Source organism: Shinella sp. 20P9.1.1 (genome assembly GCF_057798995.1).
Genome location: NZ_JBYOLC010000013.1, coordinates 1 through 19,845 on the forward strand (window position 1 = coordinate 1; position 19,845 = coordinate 19,845).

Below are 19,845 nucleotides of genomic sequence, written 5' to 3' on the forward strand. Positions count from 1 at the left end.
CATCGAGCGCGAAGCCCAGACGTCCTTCGTCGGCGCCGACGGCTTCCAGCTGCCGCCGATCCATCTGCTTGCCGAACCGCGCGGCCAGGTGCGCGACGCGACGCTATCCGCCGATGCGCTGGAACAGAATGCCCGCATGCTGGAAGGCGTGCTGGAGGACTTCGGCGTCAAGGGCGAGATCATCCATGTCCGCCCCGGCCCGGTCGTCACCCTCTATGAGCTGGAGCCGGCACCCGGCATCAAGTCGTCGCGCGTCATCGGCCTTGCCGACGATATCGCCCGCTCGATGAGCGCGATCGCCGCCCGCGTCGCCGTCGTGCCCGGCCGCAACGCCATCGGCATCGAACTGCCCAACCAGAGCCGCGAGACCGTCTATCTGCGCGAACTCATCGCATCTCGCGATTTCGAGACCTCTAAGGCCCGCCTTGCCATGGCGCTCGGCAAGACGATCGGCGGCGAGCCTGTTATTTCCGACATCGCCAAGATGCCGCATCTGCTCGTTGCCGGTACCACCGGCTCGGGCAAGTCGGTTGCCATCAACACCATGATCCTGTCGCTGCTCTACCGCCTGAAGCCGGAGCAGTGCCGTCTGATCATGATCGACCCCAAGATGCTGGAACTCTCCGTCTATGACGGTATTCCGCACCTGCTCTCTCCCGTCGTCACAGATCCGAAGAAGGCGGTCGTCGCCCTGAAATGGACCGTGCGCGAGATGGAGGAGCGCTACAAGAAGATGTCGAAGATCGGCGTGCGCAACATCGACGGTTTCAACAGCCGCGTCGAGCAGGCGCTGGCCAAGGGCGAGACGATGACCCGCACCGTGCAGACCGGCTTCGACCGCCAGACCGGCGAAGCCATGTACGAGACGGAAGAGTTCGACCTTCAGCCGATCCCCTATATCGTCGTGATCATCGACGAAATGGCCGACCTGATGATGGTCGCCGGCAAGGATATCGAAGGCGCGGTGCAGCGCCTGGCGCAGATGGCGCGCGCCGCCGGCATCCACGTCATCATGGCGACGCAGCGCCCCTCCGTCGATGTCATCACCGGCACGATCAAGGCGAACTTCCCCACCCGCATCTCCTTCCAGGTGACGTCGAAGATCGACAGCCGTACCATTCTCGGCGAACAGGGCGCTGAACAGCTGCTCGGCATGGGCGACATGCTTTACATGGCCGGCGGCGGGCGCATCCAGCGCGTGCACGGCCCGTTCGTCTCGGACGGCGAGGTGGAGGCCGTGGTCGCGCATCTCAAGGCGCAGGGCGCGCCGCAATATCTCGATGCCATCACCGAGGACGACGACGAGGACGGCGAGGGTGGCGGCGGTCCGGCCGGCACGGCGAACCTCGACGATTCCGACGATCCCTACGACCAGGCGGTCGCCGTGGTGCTGCGCGACGGCAAGGCCTCGACGTCCTATATCCAGCGCCGCCTCGGCATCGGCTACAACCGCGCCGCCTCGCTCATCGAGCGTATGGAGAAGGAGGGCCTGATCGGCCCCGCCAACCACGCCGGAAAGCGCGAAATCCTCGTGCCGACGGAAGACGAAATTTCGGGACGATGACCGGGAACGGAGTGCCTTCTGCGACGTTTCGACCGGCAAGTCTCGCGCCATTATTTCTGCTTGGGCTGAGTGCCATTATGGCGCCGCGTTTGGCCCGCATGAAAAACGCATGAAGGAGACCAAGATGAACCGATCCGAAAAGGCCGCAACGCTGACGCGCCGCGGCTTCACCGGCCTCATGGCCCTGACATTCGCTGCCGGCCTTTCGCTGCTGTCGCCCGTCGAGGCCTCTGCGCAGGCCAGTGCGGCCGCCCAGAAGATCGCCGATCACTTCGCCTCGGTGAAGACCATGGCCGGCGAATTCGTGCAGTTCGGTCCGCGCGGCGAACAGACCGGCGGCAAGTTCTTCATCGATCGTCCGGGCAAGATCCGCTTCAACTACGAAGACCCCTCGCCGATGCGCGTGATCGCCGACGGCCGCTCCGTGGTCATCGGCAACCGCAAGCTCAAGACCTGGGATCTCTATCCGCTCTCCAAGACCCCGCTGAACCTGCTGCTCGGTAACAAGATCGACCTCTCGGCCAAGATGGTGCGCTCCGTCAAGGAAGAGGCGGATCTGACGACGATCGTGCTCGGCGACCGCAACATGTTCGGCGATTCGACTATCACCATGATGTTCGACCCGAAGACCTACGACCTGCGCCAGTGGACGATCACCGACGCGCAGGGCAAGGACACGTCGGTGATGATCTTCAACGTGAAGACCGGTATTCCGCTCGACGACAAGGTTTTCACGATCCCCTACGACGAAGTCCGCCAGCGCGGCGCCAAGTAATCGGCGTTTCCGTTTCGGCTGGAAATGCTCTAAGACGCCCTGAAACCGGCCCGCTCGACGGGCCGGATGTTTTTGAGGCAGGGCTGGCATGGCACTTTCGATCGCGACCTGGAACATCAACTCCGTGCGGCTGCGCATGCCGCTCGTCGAGCATTTCCTGAAGACCTTCTCGCCCGACATCCTGTGCCTGCAGGAAACCAAGTGCCCGAACGACCAGTTCCCGTCGAAGCCGCTGAAGGCGCTCGGCTATGAGCACATCGTCATGCATGGCCAGAAGGGCTATCACGGCGTCGCCACCATCTCCCGCCTGCCGCTGACCGAGATCGTCGAGCGCCGCGACTATTGCGGCGTCGGCGATGCGCGCCACGTCTCGGTGCTGCTGCATCATCGCGGCAAGTCGATCCGCGTGCACAATTTCTATGTGCCGGCGGGCGGCGACGAGCCGGATCGCACGATCAATGCGAAATTCGGCCACAAGCTCGATTTCATCGAGGAGATGAAGCTGTTGCATGCCGAAGCGGAAGCGGGGATTTCCTCCATCCTCGTCGGCGACCTCAACATCGCGCCGCTGGAGCATGACGTCTGGTCGCACAAGCAACTCCTGAAGATCATCAGCCACACGCCGATCGAGACCGAGGGCCTCACCGAGGTCATGACAAAGGGGGCCTGGGTCGATCTGATGCGCCGCAAGGTGCCGGCGGAGGAGAAGCTCTATACATGGTGGAGCTACCGCTCGGCCGATTGGCAAGCCGCCAACAAGGGCCGTCGCCTCGACCATATCTGGTCCTCGGCCGACCTTGACCCGCACCTCACGAACATTTCCGTGATCCGCGAAGCGCGCGGCTGGGAACGGCCGTCGGACCACGTGCCTGTAATCGCCGAGTTCGATTTTTAAGGGCTAGGCGAAGCGGCGGGCGAGGCCGCGCATCTGCGTGATCATCGCCGTGAGGTTTTCGCGGATGCGCGCATCCACGAGCACGGCGACGTCGGGATATTCTTCCAGCATGCGGCGGAAGAGCGGACGGTTGATGCGGATGACCTCGCTGTCTTGCAGCGCCACGGCGGTATATTTGCGCTCGACCGCCGAGATCATCGCAAGCTCCGACAGCAGCGTGCCGTAATCCGCCACGCCTTCCTCACGGGTTGACCCGTCGCGCAGCGTCGAGGTGAGCTGGAACGAGCCGTGGGCGACGACGAAGCCGCAATCGGCCGACGTACCCTCGCGAAACAGCGTCTGGCCCTCGACCAGCCGGCGGCGTTCGGCGCCGAAGGCCATCAGCCGCAGCTTGTCGTCGGCAAGACCGGTGAACAGCGGCACGCGGGCTAGAAGGGCGATGTCGTCGCTGAGAGCCACGGCGGGTTCTCCCTAAAAAGCAATTCCAGGAAAAGTGTGACGCGGTTTTCCGTCCGGAATTGCGCGAAACACTAAGGTACGATCTTGTAGCCGCCGTTCTCTGTCACGAGAATCTCGGCATTGGAAGGGTCGCGCTCGATCTTCTGGCGCAGGCGATAGACATGGGTTTCCAGCGTGTGGGTCGTCACGCCGGAATTGTAACCCCAGACTTCCTCCAGCAACACGTCGCGCGTCACCACCTTCTGGTCGGCGCGGTAGAGATAGCGGATGATCGCCGCTTCCTTTTCCGTGAGGCGGATCTTCTGGCCGTTTTCCAGCGTCAGCAGCTTTTGGCCGGGCTTGAACGTATAGGGGCCGACCGTGAAGGTGGCATCCTCGCTGCTCTCGTGCTGGCGCAGTTGCGCGCGGATGCGGGCGAGCAGCACGGCGAAGCGGAAGGGCTTCGTCACATAGTCGTTGGCACCGGCTTCCAGCCCGAGGATCGTGTCCGAATCGGTGTCGTGGCCGGTCAGCATGATGATCGGCGCCTTGAAGCCGCCCTTGCGCAGGAGCTTCACCGCCTCGCGGCCGTCCATGTCTGGCAGGCCGACATCCATGATGAGCAGGTCGATCTGGTTGGCGCGCGCCGTCTGGATGCCCTTGCCGGCGGTCATTTCCTCCAGCGTCGTGAATTCCTCATAGAGCGAAAGCTGCTCGACGAGCGTCTCGCGAAGGTCGTTGTCGTCGTCGACAAGAAGGATCGTGCGGGATGTCATGCGTTTCCTCTCGGCATTTCCCAGGAAAGTAAGGGAGTTAGGGCCAAAATTCAAATGGAAGGGCGCGTCGGCGCGGCCTATGGTCGGTCTAGCCAGTCGAATTGTGGCATGGCGCGAATATGGCGGGGGCGAATGCGGCGGATCACATCTCCTAAACAATCCGTGAAGACCATTGTGGTGCGGCCGGCACCGGGGAAGAAGACCCGCGCCATCGTGCAGGTCGGGCCGTTGCGCATCCCCGCCGCCATCGGCCGTTCAGGGCGGACCAGCCGCAAGCGCGAGGGCGACGGCGCAACGCCGATCGCCGCCATGAAAGTGCTTTCCGGTTTCCTGCGCGGCGACCGGCTCGGCCAGCCGAAGACGGCGCTGACGCTCAAGCGCACCCGTCCGTCGATGCTCTGGTGCGATGCGCCTGGTCACCCTAGCTACAACAGGCTCGTGCGTGCGCCCTTCAAGCCGAGCCATTAGGAGATGCAGCGCAAGGATGAACTCTATGACATCTGCCTCGTGCTCGACTGGAACGTGACGTTGCGCCGCCGCAATGCCGGCTCGGCGATCTTCTTCCATCTCATCCGCCCCGGCTACGAGCCGACGGCCGGCTGTGTTGCGGTTTCCCGGCCGGACATGCTGCGCATCCTGCCGCATATGCGGCGCGGAACGGTCGTGCGCGTGCTCTGACATTTTCTACCCGTGCGCCGCTGAAATGGCGGTGGCCTCGACCTATATGCAGCCTCGCCTTCCCAAAACCCGTCCGGGTTCATTCCTTTTCATGGAGACATTCTCATGAGCGATCAGTCGACAATTCTCTTTCACGACGGCAACAGCATTCCCCAGGTCGGTCTTGGCGTGTGGCAGACCCCGAACGATACGGCCGTGACGGCGGTGAAGGCGGCACTTGGCGCTGGCTATCGCCATATCGATACCGCTGCGATCTACGAGAACGAAGAGGGCGTCGGCGAGGGCATCCGCGCCTCCGGCGTCGCGCGCCCGGAAATCTTCCTCACGACGAAACTGTGGAATTCCGATCAGGGTTACGATTCGACCCTGAAGGCCTTCGATGCCAGCCTGAAGCGCCTTGGCACCGACTATGTCGATCTCTACCTCATCCACTGGCCGGCGCCGAAGCGCGACCAGTTCGTCGACACCTGGAAAGCCTTCATCCAGCTGCAGAAGGACGGCCGCGCCCGCTCCATCGGCGTGTCCAACTTCTATCCCGAGGACCTGCAGCGGCTGATCGACGAGACCGGCATCACGCCCGTCATCAACCAGATCGAGCTGCATCCGGATTTCCCGCAGAAGGAAGCCCGTGCCTATCACGACAAGCACCGGATCGTCACGCAGTCCTGGAGCCCGCTCGGCCAGGGTCAGCTTCTGGAGAACCCTGTGGTCGCCAAGGTCGCCGCCAAGCACGGCCGCACGCCGGCACAGGTCATCACCCGCTGGCATATCGACAACGGCCTCGTCGTGATCCCGAAGTCGGTGACGCCGTCGCGCATCGAGGAGAATTTCAAGGTCTTCGATTTCAAGCTGGATGCCGAGGACATGGCGACCTTCGCCACGCTTGAAAAGGACGGCAAGCGTATCGGCCCCGATCCGATGACGGCGACGTTCTGATCGGATTTGCAAGAGATCGCCGCGCCGGCCGATGGCTGGCGCGGCGGCAAGAATGCTGCTTTACGACGTCTTGCCGTCTTCCGGCGTTTCGATCGAATGGCGCATGATCAGCGGCATCTGGGCGAGCGTGAACAGGATGGTGATGGGCATCGTGCCCCAGACCTTGAAGGCGACCCAAAAATCCGTCGAGAAGTTGCGCCAGACCACTTCGTTCATCACGGCAAGCACCAGGAAGAACAGGCCCCAGCGCAGCGTCAGTTTGCGCCAGCCGTCGTCATCGAGCTTGAAGGCGGCGTGGAAGACGTAGCCGAGCAGCGATTTGCCGAAGAACAGGCCGCCGAGCAGGATGGCGCCGAACAGCGAATTGACGATGGTCGGCTTCATCTTGATGAAGGTGTCGTTCTGCAGCCAGAGCGTCAGTGCGCCGAAGACGAAGACGACGATGCCCGAAATCAGCGGCATGATCGGCAGGGTGCGGGTGAGCATCCAGGAGACGATGAGCGCGATGGCCGTCGCGGCCATGAAGAGGCCGGTGGCGATGAAGATCGGGCCGCCCAGTTCGGAGAGCACCGGGAACTGCGCCGCCAGCCATTCGCCGCGCGAATTGGCGAAGAAGAACACGATGAGGGGCCCGAGTTCCAGCACCATCTTGAGGAGCGGGCTGACCTTCTCCTTGGTTTTAGCAGGCGTTTCCAGCGAAACCTTGCTCATGCTCCAACTCCTGCGATCGCTTCCGCGAAATCCTTGGCCTCGAAGGGTTCGAGATCGTCGATCCCTTCACCGACACCGATGAAATAGACCGGCAGCTTGTGTTTGGCGGCAATGGCCACAAGGATGCCGCCGCGGGCCGTACCGTCCAATTTTGTCATGATCAGGCCCGTGACGCCCGCGACATTGCGGAAAATCTCGACCTGGTTCAGGGCGTTCTGGCCGGTCGTCGCGTCGAGCGTCTGGAGCACGGTGTGCGGCGCGTCCGGATCAAGCTTGCCGAGCACGCGCACGATCTTTTCCAGCTCCGCCATCAGCTCCGTCTTGTTCTGCAGGCGGCCGGCCGTGTCGATGATCAGGACGTCGCTCTTCTTCTCCTTCGCCTGCTCATAGGCCTCATAGGCGAGGCCGGCGGCATCGGCACCGAGTTTCGAGGAGACGATCTCGGAGCCGGTGCGCTCCGCCCAGATTTTCAGCTGCTCTATCGCGGCCGCGCGAAAAGTATCGCCGGCGGCCATCATCACCTTCAGGCCGGCGCCCGAGAGCTTGGCGGCGAGCTTGCCGATGGTCGTGGTCTTGCCGGTGCCGTTGACGCCGACGACGAGGATGACATGCGGCTTGTGATTGAGCTCGAGCGCCAGCGGCTTGGCGACCGGCGAGAGGACCTTGGTGATCTCGCTGGCCATGATGCGCGAGACGTCCGCGCCCGTCACGTCCTTGCCGTAGCGCTCGGAGGCGAGCGTATCGGTGATGCGCAGCGCCGTCTCGACGCCGAGGTCCGCCTGGATCAGCAGGTCCTCGAGGTCCTGCAACGTGTCGTCGTCAAGCTTGCGCTTGGTGAAGAGGCTGGTGATCTGGCCGGTGAGCTGTGAGGATGTGCGCGACAGACCCTCGCGCAGGCGCTGGAACCAGGTGCGCTTGGGCTGCGGCGCGGCAGCCACTTCGACCGGCTTGTCTTCGGCGCTGGCAAAACCCTTTGGCAGGGCCTTCGGCTCGAGGCGGGCAACCTCTTCGAGAACGGGGTCTTCGATTTCGGCCGGCGTCGCCTCTTCCACCGGAGTAGCGACGTCTTCGATTTCGACGATTGCTTCCGGCTCATCCTCGACAGTCGCCTCTACCGCCGCAACCGGATCTTCCTCGGCGACGTCCTCTTCATTTTCGCTGATATCATCGGCCGGTCCGCCGGCCGTTTCCATCTCAGTGGGCGTAACCGGGTCTTCGGCGACCGGCAGCGCGGGGGTGTGCGGCAACGGATAGATATCCGGCTCCGGCTCGTCGGGAACGTGGCTCGCCGCTTCTGGATTGGCCGCTTCGGCTTCCTCAAGCAGCGCGTCCCGCTCCTCGGTCGCGGTGGCATCATCGATGGGCTGCGCGGGAGCGGCCTGTTCCACCTGTGGCGCTACGACGGCGGCCTCGGCCTCCGGCTTCTGCTCGGGGGCGGTGTCTTTTCCGAACGTAAAAATCTTCTTGATGAAGCCGAGGGCCATAAGTGTATCCGCTGGTTATGCGAGAAGGCGGTTTTCGGGCCGCATCGTCAGGTGCCTGCCATTGTGGCCGGTGATGGTGACCGGCACAAGGTCGCGGGGTTTTAGCCCTGCGGCATCGACGAGCGTGAAATTTTCGGTGTGGGCGAGGCCGTTGTTCTCGACGAGGATCGTTTCCCGTTTCCCGATCATGGAAACGAGATGGGCTTCATGCAGCCGTTTTCCAGTCTCCCGCAACCGCGCGGCGCGTTCCTTGACGAGGGCGCGGTCGAGCTGCGGCATGCGGGCGGCCGGCGTGCCGGGGCGCGGGCTATAGGGAAAGACGTGCAGATGCGCGATGCCGCAATCTTCCGCCAGCTTGCCGGCATTGGCGAACATGTCCTCCGTCTCCGTCGGAAAGCCGGCGATCATGTCTGCGCCAAAACTGGCATCGGGGCGCAGATCGCGCACGCGGCCGCAGAAGGCGCGGGCATCGTCAGCCGAGTGGCGGCGTTTCATGCGCTTGAGGATCATGTCGTCGCCATGCTGTAGGGACAGATGCAGGTGCGGCATGAAACGCGGTTCGTCGGCGATCAGGTCCCAGAGATGGTCGTCCGCCTCGATGCTGTCGATGGAGGAGAGCCGCAGGCGGCGGATGTCCGGCACCTGCTTCAGCAGCGTCTTGGCAAGCTGGCCGAGGCTCGGCCGGCCGGGCAGGTCGGCGCCGTAGCTGGTCGCGTCCACCCCGGTCAGCACGATCTCGCAGTAACCGCTCTCGACCAGTTTGCGCGCCTGCTCGACCACCGCACCCATCGGCACGGAGCGGGAATTGCCGCGGCCATAGGGGATGATGCAGAAGGTGCAGCGGTGGTCGCAGCCGTTCTGGACCTGCACGAAGGCGCGCACATGGCCGTCGATCAGCTTTACCATCTGCGGCGCGGTCTCGCGCACGCTCATGATGTCGTTGACGCGCAGTTTCTCTTCCGCGGAGACGCCGAAATCCGGCAGCGCCCGGTAGGAGGCGCTCTTCAGCTTCTCCTCGTTGCCGAGCACGGCGTCCACCTCCGGCATGGCGGCGAAGGTGGCGCTTTCCGTCTGTGCGGCGCAGCCGGTGACGATGATGCGGGCATGGGGATTGTCGCGGCGCGCGCGGCGGATCGCCTGCCGGGCCTGGCGCACGGCTTCCCCCGTCACGGCGCAGGTGTTCACCAGCACGGCATTGTTCAGCCCCGCCTTCTCGGCTTCGGCGCGCATCACTTCCGATTCGTAGGTGTTGAGCCGACAGCCGAAGGTTATGACATCGACGCCGCTCAAAGGGCGGCCGCCCCGGCTTCATCATCGCGGCGGAACGCACCGCTGACGGGGTCGAGCGTACCCGACCATTCCCATGCGGCAGGTCCCGTCATCACGACATGGTCGTCGTCGCGCCATTCGATGGTGAGCTTGCCGCGGTTCGGGCTGCTGGCGACCGTGATCTCGACCTTGCGGCCGGTGCGGCCGGTGCGTGCGCCGGAAACGCCGGCTGAGCAGGCGGCCGAGCCGCAGGCGAGCGTCAGGCCCGCGCCGCGCTCCCAGGTCCGTGTCGTCATCGAGGTCGGCGACGTCACCTGCGCCAGCGTAATATTGGCCTTTTCCGGGAACATCGGGTGGTTTTCAAGCAGCGGGCCGAAACGGTCGAGATCGAAGCTCATCGGGTCGCGATCGACCCAGAAGATGGCATGCGGATTGCCCATCGACATGACGGCGGGGGAATGCAGGATCGGATCGTCGATCGGCCCGATCTGCAACTCGATGCGGCTGGTATCGTAGAATTCCTCGGCGAGCGGGATGCGGTTCCATTCGAAGACCGGCCTGCCCATGTCGACGGAGATCGTACCGTCCTCGTGCTCGACGGCGTTCAGGATGCCGGCGACAGTCTGGAAGGTGAAGACCTTGCGGCCGGTCTCGCTGGCCAGTGCCTGCACGACGCAGCGCGTACCGTTGCCGCAGGCCTGCGCCTTGGTGCCGTCGCAGTTGAGGATATCGATGAAGGCATCGGTGCCGTCCACGCGAGGGTCATGGATCGCCATGATCTGGTCGAAGCGCGTGGCGGGGTCGGCATTGAGCGCAATCGCCGCGGCCGGCGTCACGTTATCCGGGCGGCCGCGCATATCCACGACCAGGATCATGTTTCCCAGCCCGTTCATGCGGGCGAATTGCACGTCTGCTGCCATGTCGGATATTCCCGCAAGGATTCGAATGCTGATCCTTGCATCTGGAGTCTTCAGTTTCTCGCGCGTATATGGCGCAAGCGGGTTGAAAATACCAGATGCAACCCTTGGAGTCTTCGAATCCTTGGCGCGTCGCCTCCAGCAAGACTCCAATCCTTGACTTTCCGGCCCCGTTGCTGTTTAAGCCGCGCATCTGCGACAAGTACGAATGCTTGAAGCCGCCGACCGGGACCCATAGCGGTATAAACAGATCCCGGAGGTTAACACCCGACAGCGCGATGCGCCCTCGGGTGCTTTTTGGCTTTGCGTCTTGTTTTTGCCGCCGGTAGCACCGACGTTTCCGCCACGAACGGAAACAAGAAGGATGACGTGATGTTTGAAACACTCCAGGACCGCCTTGGCTCCATTCTGAATGGACTGACAGGCCGTGGCGCGCTTTCCGAGGCCGATGTCGCCGCGGCGCTGCGCGAGGTCCGCCGTGCGCTTCTGGAAGCGGACGTGGCGCTGGAAGTGGTGCGTTCCTTCACCGATGCGGTGCGTGAGAAGGCCGTCGGCGCTGAGATCCTGAAGTCGATCAAGCCCGGCCAGATGGTCGTCAAGCTGGTGCATGACGAGCTGGTCTCGATGCTCGGTTCCGAGGGCGTTTCGGTCGATCTCAATGCCGCCGCTCCCGTCGTCATCATGATGGTCGGTTTGCAGGGCTCGGGTAAGACGACCACGTCGGGCAAGATCGCCAACCGGCTGAAGACGCGCGAGAAGAAGAAGGTCCTGATGGCCTCGCTCGACACGCGCCGTCCGGCCGCGCAGGAGCAGCTGCGCCAGCTCGGCGTGCAGACCGGCATCGACACGCTGCCTGTCATCGCCGGCCAGTCGCCGACCGATATCGCCGCGCGCGCCGTGCAGGCCGCCAAGCTTGGCGGCCATGATGTCGTCATCCTCGACACCGCCGGCCGTACCCATATCGACGAGCCGCTGATGATCGAGATGGCGGAGATCAAGCGGAAGTCCAATCCGCATGAAATCCTGCTCGTCGCCGATGCGCTGACCGGTCAGGATGCCGTCAACCTTGCCCGCAATTTCGACGACCGCGTCGGCATTACCGGCCTGGTGCTCACCCGCATGGACGGCGACGGTCGCGGCGGTGCCGCCCTTTCCATGCGCGCCGTCACCGGCAAGCCGATCAAGCTGATCGGCGTCGGCGAAAAGATGGGCGAGCTGGAGGAATTCCATCCCCGCCGCGTCGCCGACCGCATCCTCGGCATGGGCGACATCGTCTCGCTCGTCGAGAAGGCGGCGGAGAATATCGACGCCGAGAAGGCGGCTGCCATGGCCGCCAAGATGGCCAAGGGCAAGTTCGACCTGAACGACCTCGCCGACCAGCTGCGCCAGATGCAGAAGATGGGCGGCATGGGCGGCATCATGGGGCTGATGCCCGGCATGGCCGGCATGAAGGACAAGATGTCCGCCGCCGGCCTCGACGACAAGCTGTTCGGCCGCCAGATCGCGATCATCAACTCGATGACCAAGGCCGAGCGTGCCAACCCCGACCTGCTCAAGCATTCCCGCAAGAAGCGCATCGCCGCCGGTTCCGGAACCGATGCGGCCGACATCAACAAGCTTCTGAAGATGCACCGCCAGATGGCGGACATGATGAAGATGATGGGCGGCAAGAAGGGCGGCATGATGAAGCAGATGATGGGCGGTCTTGCCAGCAAGATGGGCCTCGGCGGCGGCATGGGCGGCATGCCCGACCTTTCCAGCATGGACCCGAAGCAGCTCGAAGCGCTGGCCAAGCAGGCGGAAGCCGCCGGTATCAAGCCGGGCAGCCTGCCGGGTCTCGGTGGTGGCGGTGGTCTGCGCCTGCCCGGCCTCGGCGGCGGCCTTCCGGGCCTGCCCGGCCTGCCGAAGAAGAAGTGAGGGGTTGAACCATGACGATCGATCCGAAGATTAGGGAACAACTGGGCCAATACCGGCAGTCGATCGACAATATCGACGCTGCCCTTGTGCATATGCTCGCCGAACGCTTCCGCTGCACCCAGGCGGTGGGCGTGCTGAAGGCGACGCATGAACTGCCGCCCGCCGATCCGGCGCGCGAGGAATACCAGATCGAGCGCCTTCGCCGCCTGGCGAAGGATGCCAATCTGGATCCGGATTTCGCGGAGAAGTTCCTGAACTTCATCATCCGCGAGGTGATCCGGCACCATGAAGCCATTGCCGCTGAACACAGCGGCGCAAACCAGAACACCCCCGCGTAAACCAAGACGCGGGTTCACCACATCCAAGGAGTAATGACATGTCCCTGAAAATTCGTCTCGCCCGCGGTGGCTCCAAGAAGCGTCCGTACTACCAGATCGTCGTTGCCGACGCCCGCTCGCCGCGTGACGGCCGCTTCCTCGAGAAGCTCGGCGCCTGGAACCCGATGCTCGGCAAGGACGACGCAAACCGCGTTCAGATCGACGCCGACCGCGCCAAGGAATGGCTCGCCAAGGGCGCCCAGCCGACCGACCGCGTTGCACGCTTCCTCGACGAAGCCGGCGTTGTGAAGCGCGACGCCCGCACCAACCCGGAAAAGGCAAAGCCGGGCAAGAAGGCGCTCGAGCGCGCTGCCGAGAAGAAGCAGAAGGAAGAAGACGCCGCTGCTGCTGCCGCCGGCGAATAATTCTTCGCATCATCCTTTTGAAGCGGGCGGCGTGTTTCATGCCGCCCGTTTTCATTTGCGTCTGCGCCACCGCCGCTCACGCACTTTTGCTGGAATTGCTCTAGGAGCCTCGGCTGAGACGTCGTATGAGGCTTCACACGAACGCTCGGAACGAAACCATGGCGAAACTCGAAAATCCCATCCTCATGGGCACGATCGGCGCGGCCCAGGGCCTGCGCGGCGAAGTCCGTGTGAAATCCTTCACGATCGACCCCACGGCGATCGGCGACTACGGCCATCTGCACACGGCCGACGGCCGTTCCTTCGAGGTGCTGGAAGTGCGCGAGGCGAAGAACGTCGTCGTGATACGTTTTCGCGGCGTCAACGACCGAAATGCTGCCGAGGCGCTGAACGGCACCGACCTCTATATCGAACGCGACAACCTGCCGGATGACGAGCTGGATGAGGACGAGTTCTTCTATGCCGATCTCGAAGGGCTGGAAGCGGTCGACACGCAGGGCCGCAGCCACGGCACGGTGACCGGTATCTTCGATTTCGGTGCCGGCGATCTGCTGGAGCTGAAAGGCCCCGGCAAGCGGCCGGTGCTCATTCCTTTTTCCGAAGCCGCCGTGCTGGAAATCGATGTCGAGGGCGGACGTCTGGTGATCGACGCGATCGCCGCCGGCCTCGAGGAGGAAGAGCAGACCGGTCCCGGCAGCCGGCGCCGCCGCCCGCCGGAAGACGACGGGGAATAACGTGGCTTTCCGCGCCACCATCCTGACCCTCTACCCGGAGATGTTTCCCGGCCTGCTTGGCCAGTCGCTCTCCGGAAAAGCGCTTTCGCGCGGTGACTGGGAACTGGATTGCGTGCAGATCCGCGACTTTACCACAGACCGCCACCGCACTGTCGACGACACGCCGGCCGGTGGGGGCGCGGGCATGGTGCTGAAGCCGGACGTGCTGGCCAAGGCCATCGATCATGCCTCGGAAGGCGACAACCGTCCGCGCCTATTGATGAGCCCGCGCGGCAAGCCGCTGACGCAGCAACGCGTGCGCGAACTGGCGGCCGGGGACGGCGTCATCGTGGTCTGCGGCCGTTTCGAGGGCGTTGATCAGCGGGTTATCGACGGGCGTGCACTCGAAGAAGTGTCGATCGGCGACTACATCCTCTCCGGCGGAGAGCCGGCGGCGATGATCCTCATCGATGCCATCGTGCGCATCCTGCCCGGTGTGATGGGCAATGCTCTCTCGGGCGAGCACGAGAGTTTCGAGGGCGGGCTGCTGGAGCATCCGCACTACACGCGTCCGCCGGTCTGGGAAGGCCGCGAAATCCCCGGCGTGCTGACCTCGGGCAATCACGCGGCCATCGACCGGTGGCGGCGCGAAGAGGCGGAAAAACTGACGCGTGAGCGCCGACCGGATTTGCTGTCTCAGCCCGTCACGAAATAATAGATCGTCAGCGCTATGCCGACCGCGACCACCAGGCCGCGGATGACCGGCTGCGGCACGCGTCGGGCCGCCCAGACACCGGACCAGCCGCCGAGCGCGCCGGCCGGCACCATGACGGCAGCCTGCGGCCAGCCGACGACCTTGCCGCTGGCGAAGACGACGATGGCGACGCCCGCGATGACGACGGCCAGGAAATTCTTCAGCGCGTTGAGCCGGTGATAATCGCCGCCCTTGGTGAGGCCGAGGACGGCCAGCATCATGATGCCCATGCCCGCACCGAAGAAGCCGCCGTAGATCGAGGTGACGAACTGACCGGCAAGGCCGAGTGGCGAGACCGGCGTTTCCGCATGCAGCGTCTTTGGCTTGAGATAGGGGCCGGCGGCGAAGATGATGGTTGCGGCGAGCAGCAGCCACGGTACGAGCGCGCGGAAGGACGGATTGTCGAGCGACAGCAGCAACAGCGCACCGGCGAGACCGCCGACGAGCGACAGCGCGCCGAGGAGGGCGGCCTCCTTCCAGTCGGCCTTGATTTCCTTCGCATAGGCGAGCGACGAGGTGACGTAACCGGGGAATTGGGTGATCGAGGAGGTGGCATTGGCGACGATCGGCGGCAGGCCGGTCAGCGTCATGGCGCCGAAGGTGAGGAAGGTGCCGCCGCCGGCAATGGCGTTGACCACACCGGAGAGGTAGCCCGCGGCAAACAGTAAAATGGCATCGGCAAAGGTCATGGCACTCCTCGCGAACAACGACCATCGGCCGCTGTCTCCTCCTGCAAAGCGTGATATCGTGGTGCCACCAAGCCGGCAAGGCCGGAGAAACCGCCATTCCCAGTCGGATTCTTTTGGCCCTAGGGGATGACAAACGGCTTTACCTGGTGTATTGGCCCGCACGGATTTGGGATCATGATCATTCGATTGGTCTTGGTCCTGCCGACCTGCAATCAAAGAATGGCGAACCCGCTCCGTCCGGCAACGGACTACCCTCACGAGGCATGACCTCATAAGGTGACCGTCGAGCGCTCTGGCTGTTTCAGAAAAACCGAAGGTTTGACACGATGAACATCATCCAGCAGCTCGAAGCCGAACAGGCAGCGAAGATCGAAGCCAAGCGCCAGCTCCCGGAATTCTCCCCGGGCGACACCGTCCGCGTCAACGTGCGCGTCACGGAAGGCACGCGTACCCGCGTCCAGGCCTATGAAGGCGTCTGCATCGCCCGTTCCGGCGGCGGCATCAACGAGAGCTTCACCGTCCGCAAGATCTCCTACGGCGAAGGCGTCGAGCGCGTATTCCCGGTTTACTCGCCGCTCGTCGAAGGCGTCGAAGTCGTCCGCCGCGGTAAGGTCCGCCGCGCCAAGCTCTACTACCTGCGCGATCGTCGCGGCAAGTCGGCTCGTATCATCGAGAACACCGGCACGCGCGCCCGCAAACTGAACGACAACGAGCGCGCCGCCGTTGCCGAGGAAAAGGCACGTCTGGAAGCCGAGAAGGTCGCAGCCGCACAGGCTCTCGCCGCTGAAAAGGCCGCAGCCGAAGCCGCCGAAAAGGCAGCCGCCGCTGAAGCCGCAAAGGCTGCTGAAGCCGCCGCCGAATAATCCGGCAGCCGCATTCCAATATTTCGAAGCCGTCGGCCTTGGCCGGCGGCTTTTTGTTTTACGGAAAAGGCTTTGCGCGCAAGTGTCGTGCTTGCTTCACCGCCTGAACCTGTGACAGTGTTCCGCCGCCACAATTCAGGAGCATATTTTGATGTTTTCCCGCCGCACCGTCCTTGCAGGCCTCGTCGCCGCTGCCCTCATGCCCGCTGTAACGCTTGCCTCGGACCTTCCCGACCTCGCCGGCAAGTCCGTCGTCGTCGTCACGGAAAACGCCTATCCGCCGCTGCAGTTCGTCGATCCCAAGACCGGCAACCAGATCGGCTGGGAATATGATGCGATGAACGAGATCGCCAAGCGGCTGAACTTCAAGGTCGAGTACCAGAACACCTCCTGGGACGCGATGATCCAGGCCGTCTCCGACAACCAGTACAATATCGGCATGACCGGCATCACCATCAAGGATGACCGCAAGGAGAAGGTCGACTTCTCCGATCCCTATATGCGCTCGCAGCAGTTCATGCTGGTGCGCGCCGATGAAAGCCGCTTCACGGATGCCAAGACCTTCGGCGCCTTCAAGGACGGCCTGATCGCCGCCCAGCCGGGCACTTCGCCCTTTTACACCGCCGTCTATGAAATCCTCGACGGCAACGAGCAGAACCCGCGCATAAAGCTGTTCGAGACGTTCGGCGCGACCGTGCAGGCCTTGCAGGCCGGCGACGTCGATCTCGTGCTGACCGACAGTGTCGCGGCCAAGGGCTATGTCGATGCCTCCGGCGGCAAGCTGAAGGTCGTCGGCGGCCCGCTCGGCACGGAAGACTTCGGCTTCATCTTCCCGAAGGGCTCTGATCTTGTCGCGCCCATCAATGCGGCGATCGCAGCCCTCAAGGCGGACGGCACGCTCGATGCACTGAACAAGAAGTGGTTCCTCGACTACAAGATGGGTCAGTGACGACCGGTCATGGCTCCCGTTTCGTCTGACGCAGGCAAGGGCGACTATCCCTGGTGGCTGGTCGCCTTGGCCTTGATTGCTCTGGGGATCGCCGGCGTTATCGTCGCCAATGATCTCTATTCGCAGGTTTTCGGCGTCGTGCTGAAGGGGCTGTGGGTCACTGTTTTCGTGACCCTCGTCGCCTTTCTGCTCGCCACCCTGCTCGGCCTCGGCGTCGCCCTGATGGCGCTTTCGGAGCACAAGGCGCTGCGCCAGATCGCCCGCTTCTACACGGAGGTCATCCGTGGCGTGCCGATCCTGGTGCTCTTGTTCTACATCGCCTTCGTCGGTGCGCCAGCGCTGGTGGCGGTGATCAACCTTGTGATTGGCCCGCTGGTTTCGGCCGGTTATGCCGAGCCCATGCTGGTGCGCGATCTCTCCCTGATGTGGCGGGCGATCATCGCGCTGATGATCGGCTACTCCGCCTTCATCGCCGAGGTTTTTCGCGCGGGCATTCAGTCCGTGGACAAGGGGCAGGTGGAGGCGGCCAAGGCGCTTGGCCTGTCGCGCTTCCAGCGCTTCCGGCTCGTCGTCTTCCCGCAGGCGGTGCGCGTCATTCTTCCACCGCTCGGCAACGATTTCGTCGCGATGGTGAAGGATTCATCCCTCGTTTCCGTGCTTGGCGTCGCCGACATCACGCAGATGGGCAAGGTCTACGCCTCCGGGTCCTTCCGGTTCTTCGAGACCTATTCCATCGTCGCCTATGTCTATCTGATCCTCACCATTGGCCTGTCGCTGGCGCTTCGCGGCTTCGAAAGGCGCATGCGCCGGGCCACCTGAGCGTTATTGCCGGGCAAGGATGATCAGGCGGTCCGCAGCGTCGAACGATAGCTTCTCCGACTTCACCGGATTAACCACGACCCCGCCCATGTTGCGCGGATCATGTCCGGCCGTCGTTGCGCGACTGTAGCCGAGCGCCACTTCGCCGCGGATGAGGGCGGCGAGCGTGACGGTGTAGAAATTCACCGGCCGGTCGATGGCGATATAGTCGGTGACCGGGCGCATGTAGATTTCCGAACCGTCCTCGTCGAGCAACTCGTCGAAAATGTCGGCCATCAACTCGTTTTCCGAGGCCTGCGCCAGCATCAGGCTGACCAGCTTGTTGCTGACGACGAAGTCGTCGGCGCGGGTGACGGCGGCGAGGTTGCGGTTGCGCACGTCGATCATCTCGCTGACGATGCCGATATGCTGGTTTGCGGCGTCGGCGATCTTGCGCAGCTGCAAGAGCGTCACCAGCGTCGTGGTGTCGGCCGGCTGCGGCGCCATGTCGTCGCTGTAGCCGAGCACCAGCACGTGGTCGTAGGAGGGAACGTCCAGCGCATCGAGGGATGCGCGGTTCGTCGTGTCGATGACGGTGCAGCGAACGGCAAGGTTTTCCTTGAGATAGGACAGCCCGGCGACGATCGTTTCGAGATCCGGCCGATTGGCGGCGATCAGCAGTTCGGAGCCGGGTGCCACATACCGCGACAGTTCCTGCGCGATGATCGGCCCGCGGCGGTTCCAGCCGAGCAGCAGGGTGCGTTCCGGTCCTTCGGTGTGCTGCACAGGCGGGCGCACGATCTCGCGATCGACGTCGAAATCGCCGGTGCGCGGCTTGATGGCGGCATCGTCCTCGGCGATCAGGATCGCCCGCTCGCCGGCCGCGATGACCCGGCTGTTCGGCGGGTTGAGATGCACGACACCATCGACGTCGCAGAGACCGATCAGCGTCGAGGTGTCATAGGCCATCACGGCATGGCCGAAGGACTTTCCGACCAGTGCCGGCTGCTCGAGGGCGTAGATTTCCGAACCGTCGAAATCCAGCAGTTCCGTATAGACCGCCGAGAGGCCGGCCTGGCGCGAGGAGCTGACGACGATGCGCGAGATCAGCTCGTCGGCCAGCACCAGCTGGAGCTCGGAACCGCCGACAATGCGGGCGACCTCGGCGTTCTTGGCGTCGCGGATTTCCGCGGCGATCTGGTAGGGTTCCTTGCGGCGCTCAGGATCGTTGACGAGCGCCAGCACGGTCTTGATGACTTCGGAATCGGCATAGTCGCTTTCCGGCGACAGCACGATGATCGACCGCGAGGCCTGCGGGTTGACGATATTGACGTCGTAGAGGTCGGTCGGGTCGCCGCTGCGGCAGATGACGCGGGTGTTCTTGAGATCGGCGATCTTGTCGGCGATCTCGTCTTCCATCTCCACCTTGTCCTTGCTTGCCATGATAACGATGCGCGGATTGCGCCGGCTCTCATTGGCGATGACCAGTTCGGAGATCACGTCGAAGATCGAGGGCGACCAGTTGAAGATGATTGTATGGTCTTTCTCCAGCACATGCGAGCGGCCCTTGCGCAGCTCGTCCAGCTTCTCGTCGAGGCCGGAGGAGAGCACGCCGATCAGGGCGGAGAAGACGAAGATGCCGGCGACGGTGACGACGAGCGAGACGCCGCGGAAGCTCCAGCCGGTGTCGCCGCCCATGGCGCCGGCGTCCATGGTGCGCATCAGCGATTCCCAGGATCCCTCGATGAAGGAGACCGGCGAGCCGCCCTCGGGCGCGATGCCGGTCAGCGCCAGGAACAGGCCGGCGATGACGATCACCACCAGCGAGATCACGGCCAGCCAGCCGATCAGGGCGATCGGCCCCGCCGCCATGCTCTTGTCGAACTGGTAGCGCAGGCGGTCCCGCCAGGTAATCGTCTTCATATCTGTCCCCTAAAGCCGGCTTCCCGCCGGATACGTCTATCGAGTGTCAAAAAT

The 19,845-nt window shown here is 63.7% G+C and carries 20 protein-coding genes and 1 pseudogene; 13 read left to right on the forward strand and 8 right to left on the reverse strand.

Annotation, left to right across the window (positions count from 1 at the left end):
• From AC27VQ_RS20620 to AC27VQ_RS20630, 3 genes are all read left to right on the forward strand, one after another.
• On the forward strand, positions 1–1,564 hold a 1,564-nt coding region (locus AC27VQ_RS20620), incomplete at its 5' end, for a DNA translocase FtsK (protein ID WP_488717764.1).
• A gap of 109 nt (positions 1,565–1,673) precedes the next feature.
• Positions 1,674–2,339 carry an outer membrane lipoprotein carrier protein LolA gene (locus tag AC27VQ_RS20625; protein WP_488717765.1) on the forward strand — a complete coding sequence of 222 codons (666 nt, stop codon included), beginning with the start codon at positions 1,674–1,676 and terminating at the stop codon, positions 2,337–2,339.
• 88 nt (positions 2,340–2,427) lie between these two features.
• On the forward strand, positions 2,428–3,234 hold the full coding sequence (locus AC27VQ_RS20630) for an exodeoxyribonuclease III (RefSeq protein WP_488717766.1): 807 nt from the start codon (positions 2,428–2,430) through the stop codon (positions 3,232–3,234).
• A gap of 3 nt (positions 3,235–3,237) precedes the next feature.
• Here AC27VQ_RS20630 and AC27VQ_RS20635 read toward each other — a convergent pair whose 3' ends face one another.
• Together AC27VQ_RS20635 and AC27VQ_RS20640 are read right to left on the reverse strand one after the other, a co-directional pair.
• Positions 3,238–3,693, reverse strand: coding sequence for a cyclic nucleotide-binding domain-containing protein (locus tag AC27VQ_RS20635; protein WP_421594447.1), 456 nt, complete (start codon positions 3,691–3,693; stop codon positions 3,238–3,240).
• Between the two features lie 71 nt (positions 3,694–3,764).
• Positions 3,765–4,448: a response regulator transcription factor gene (locus AC27VQ_RS20640; protein ID WP_421594446.1), complete on the reverse strand. Its 684-nt coding sequence runs from the start codon at positions 4,446–4,448 to the stop codon at positions 3,765–3,767.
• Positions 4,449–4,580: 132 nt separating this feature from the next.
• Between AC27VQ_RS20640 and AC27VQ_RS20645 the strand changes: the two are divergent.
• Positions 4,581–5,126 (forward strand): annotated as a pseudogene (locus AC27VQ_RS20645) (L,D-transpeptidase family protein).
• Between the two features lie 105 nt (positions 5,127–5,231).
• Complete coding sequence (locus AC27VQ_RS20650) at positions 5,232–6,062, forward strand: aldo/keto reductase (protein ID WP_488717767.1); 831 nt, start codon at positions 5,232–5,234, stop codon at positions 6,060–6,062.
• A gap of 60 nt (positions 6,063–6,122) precedes the next feature.
• On the opposite strand, the gene AC27VQ_RS20655 is transcribed toward AC27VQ_RS20650, so the two are convergent.
• The 4 genes from AC27VQ_RS20655 to dapF are packed head-to-tail and all read right to left on the reverse strand — an operon-like array spanning position 6,123 to position 10,446.
• Positions 6,123–6,773, reverse strand: coding sequence for a septation protein A (locus AC27VQ_RS20655; protein WP_488717768.1), 651 nt, complete (start codon positions 6,771–6,773; stop codon positions 6,123–6,125).
• Positions 6,770–8,257 (reverse strand): signal recognition particle-docking protein FtsY, encoded by a 1,488-nt coding sequence (gene ftsY / locus AC27VQ_RS20660; protein WP_488717769.1) that lies wholly within the window; start codon positions 8,255–8,257, stop codon positions 6,770–6,772. The genes AC27VQ_RS20655 and ftsY overlap by 4 nt, the downstream gene beginning before the upstream one ends.
• 15 nt (positions 8,258–8,272) lie before the next feature.
• Positions 8,273–9,547, reverse strand: coding sequence for a tRNA (N(6)-L-threonylcarbamoyladenosine(37)-C(2))-methylthiotransferase MtaB (mtaB, locus tag AC27VQ_RS20665; protein WP_488717770.1), 1,275 nt, complete (start codon positions 9,545–9,547; stop codon positions 8,273–8,275).
• Complete coding sequence (dapF, locus tag AC27VQ_RS20670) at positions 9,544–10,446, reverse strand: diaminopimelate epimerase (RefSeq protein WP_488717771.1); 903 nt, start codon at positions 10,444–10,446, stop codon at positions 9,544–9,546. The genes mtaB and dapF overlap by 4 nt, the downstream gene beginning before the upstream one ends.
• Before the next feature lie 369 nt (positions 10,447–10,815).
• Between dapF and ffh the strand changes: the two genes are divergently transcribed.
• The 5 genes from ffh (at position 10,816) to trmD (ending at position 14,530) form a co-directional block, all read left to right on the forward strand.
• A complete protein-coding gene (gene ffh / locus AC27VQ_RS20675) occupies positions 10,816–12,360 on the forward strand; it encodes a signal recognition particle protein (protein ID WP_488717772.1) in 1,545 nt (514 codons plus the stop codon).
• 11 nt (positions 12,361–12,371) lie between these two features.
• Complete coding sequence (locus AC27VQ_RS20680) at positions 12,372–12,698, forward strand: chorismate mutase (protein ID WP_313532006.1); 327 nt, start codon at positions 12,372–12,374, stop codon at positions 12,696–12,698.
• 38 nt (positions 12,699–12,736) lie between these two features.
• Positions 12,737–13,102: a 30S ribosomal protein S16 gene (gene rpsP, locus AC27VQ_RS20685; RefSeq protein ID WP_313532004.1), complete on the forward strand. Its 366-nt coding sequence runs from the start codon at positions 12,737–12,739 to the stop codon at positions 13,100–13,102.
• A 158-nt stretch (positions 13,103–13,260) separates the two neighbouring features.
• Positions 13,261–13,836, forward strand: a complete 576-nt coding sequence (gene rimM / locus AC27VQ_RS20690) for a ribosome maturation factor RimM (protein ID WP_313532003.1) — start codon at positions 13,261–13,263, stop codon at positions 13,834–13,836.
• Position 13,837: 1 nt separating this feature from the next.
• Entirely contained in the window at positions 13,838–14,530 is a 693-nt protein-coding gene (trmD, locus tag AC27VQ_RS20695; RefSeq protein ID WP_488717773.1) for a tRNA (guanosine(37)-N1)-methyltransferase TrmD, read from the forward strand.
• Here trmD and AC27VQ_RS20700 read toward each other — a convergent pair.
• Entirely contained in the window at positions 14,512–15,258 is a 747-nt protein-coding gene (locus AC27VQ_RS20700; protein ID WP_488717774.1) for a sulfite exporter TauE/SafE family protein, read from the reverse strand. The genes trmD and AC27VQ_RS20700 overlap by 19 nt on opposite strands.
• 326 nt (positions 15,259–15,584) lie before the next feature.
• On the opposite strand from AC27VQ_RS20700, the gene rplS reads away from it, so the two are divergent.
• The 3 genes from rplS to AC27VQ_RS20715 all read left to right on the forward strand — a co-directional run bounded on the left by rplS (position 15,585) and on the right by AC27VQ_RS20715 (position 17,889).
• Entirely contained in the window at positions 15,585–16,121 is a 537-nt protein-coding gene (gene rplS / locus AC27VQ_RS20705) for a 50S ribosomal protein L19 (protein WP_313531999.1), read from the forward strand.
• A 151-nt stretch (positions 16,122–16,272) separates the two neighbouring features.
• The gene (locus tag AC27VQ_RS20710) at positions 16,273–17,070 is read left to right on the forward strand and encodes a basic amino acid ABC transporter substrate-binding protein (RefSeq protein ID WP_488717775.1); all 798 of its coding nucleotides are present in this window, start codon (positions 16,273–16,275) and stop codon (positions 17,068–17,070) included.
• Between the two features lie 9 nt (positions 17,071–17,079).
• Positions 17,080–17,889 carry an amino acid ABC transporter permease gene (locus AC27VQ_RS20715; protein WP_488717776.1) on the forward strand — a complete coding sequence of 270 codons (810 nt, stop codon included), beginning with the start codon at positions 17,080–17,082 and terminating at the stop codon, positions 17,887–17,889.
• Positions 17,890–17,892: 3 nt separating this feature from the next.
• Here AC27VQ_RS20715 and AC27VQ_RS20720 read toward each other — a convergent pair whose 3' ends face one another.
• Positions 17,893–19,791 carry a CASTOR/POLLUX-related putative ion channel gene (locus tag AC27VQ_RS20720; protein WP_488717777.1) on the reverse strand — a complete coding sequence of 633 codons (1,899 nt, stop codon included), beginning with the start codon at positions 19,789–19,791 and terminating at the stop codon, positions 17,893–17,895.
• Positions 19,792–19,845: the final 54 nt, after the last annotated feature.

What these genes read in the sequence shown, in the direction of transcription:
- AC27VQ_RS20625 (WP_488717765.1), top strand. Translation starts at nt 1,674, where the DNA reads ATGAAGGAGACCAAGATGAACCGATCCGAAAAGGCCGCAACGCTGACG.
- AC27VQ_RS20630 (WP_488717766.1), top strand. Translation starts at nt 2,428, where the DNA reads ATGGCACTTTCGATCGCGACCTGGAACATCAACTCCGTGCGGCTGCGC.
- AC27VQ_RS20640 (WP_421594446.1), bottom strand. Translation starts at nt 4,448, where the DNA reads ATGACATCCCGCACGATCCTTCTTGTCGACGACGACAACGACCTTCGC.
- AC27VQ_RS20650 (WP_488717767.1), top strand. Translation starts at nt 5,232, where the DNA reads ATGAGCGATCAGTCGACAATTCTCTTTCACGACGGCAACAGCATTCCC.
- AC27VQ_RS20655 (WP_488717768.1), bottom strand. Translation starts at nt 6,773, where the DNA reads ATGAGCAAGGTTTCGCTGGAAACGCCTGCTAAAACCAAGGAGAAGGTC.
- ftsY (WP_488717769.1), bottom strand. Translation starts at nt 8,257, where the DNA reads ATGGCCCTCGGCTTCATCAAGAAGATTTTTACGTTCGGAAAAGACACC.
- dapF (WP_488717771.1), bottom strand. Translation starts at nt 10,446, where the DNA reads ATGGCAGCAGACGTGCAATTCGCCCGCATGAACGGGCTGGGAAACATG.
- ffh (WP_488717772.1), top strand. Translation starts at nt 10,816, where the DNA reads ATGTTTGAAACACTCCAGGACCGCCTTGGCTCCATTCTGAATGGACTG.
- AC27VQ_RS20680 (WP_313532006.1), top strand. Translation starts at nt 12,372, where the DNA reads ATGACGATCGATCCGAAGATTAGGGAACAACTGGGCCAATACCGGCAG.
- rpsP (WP_313532004.1), top strand. Translation starts at nt 12,737, where the DNA reads ATGTCCCTGAAAATTCGTCTCGCCCGCGGTGGCTCCAAGAAGCGTCCG.
- rimM (WP_313532003.1), top strand. Translation starts at nt 13,261, where the DNA reads ATGGCGAAACTCGAAAATCCCATCCTCATGGGCACGATCGGCGCGGCC.
- AC27VQ_RS20700 (WP_488717774.1), bottom strand. Translation starts at nt 15,258, where the DNA reads ATGACCTTTGCCGATGCCATTTTACTGTTTGCCGCGGGCTACCTCTCC.
- rplS (WP_313531999.1), top strand. Translation starts at nt 15,585, where the DNA reads ATGAACATCATCCAGCAGCTCGAAGCCGAACAGGCAGCGAAGATCGAA.
- AC27VQ_RS20710 (WP_488717775.1), top strand. Translation starts at nt 16,273, where the DNA reads ATGTTTTCCCGCCGCACCGTCCTTGCAGGCCTCGTCGCCGCTGCCCTC.
- AC27VQ_RS20715 (WP_488717776.1), top strand. Translation starts at nt 17,080, where the DNA reads ATGGCTCCCGTTTCGTCTGACGCAGGCAAGGGCGACTATCCCTGGTGG.
- AC27VQ_RS20720 (WP_488717777.1), bottom strand. Translation starts at nt 19,791, where the DNA reads ATGAAGACGATTACCTGGCGGGACCGCCTGCGCTACCAGTTCGACAAG.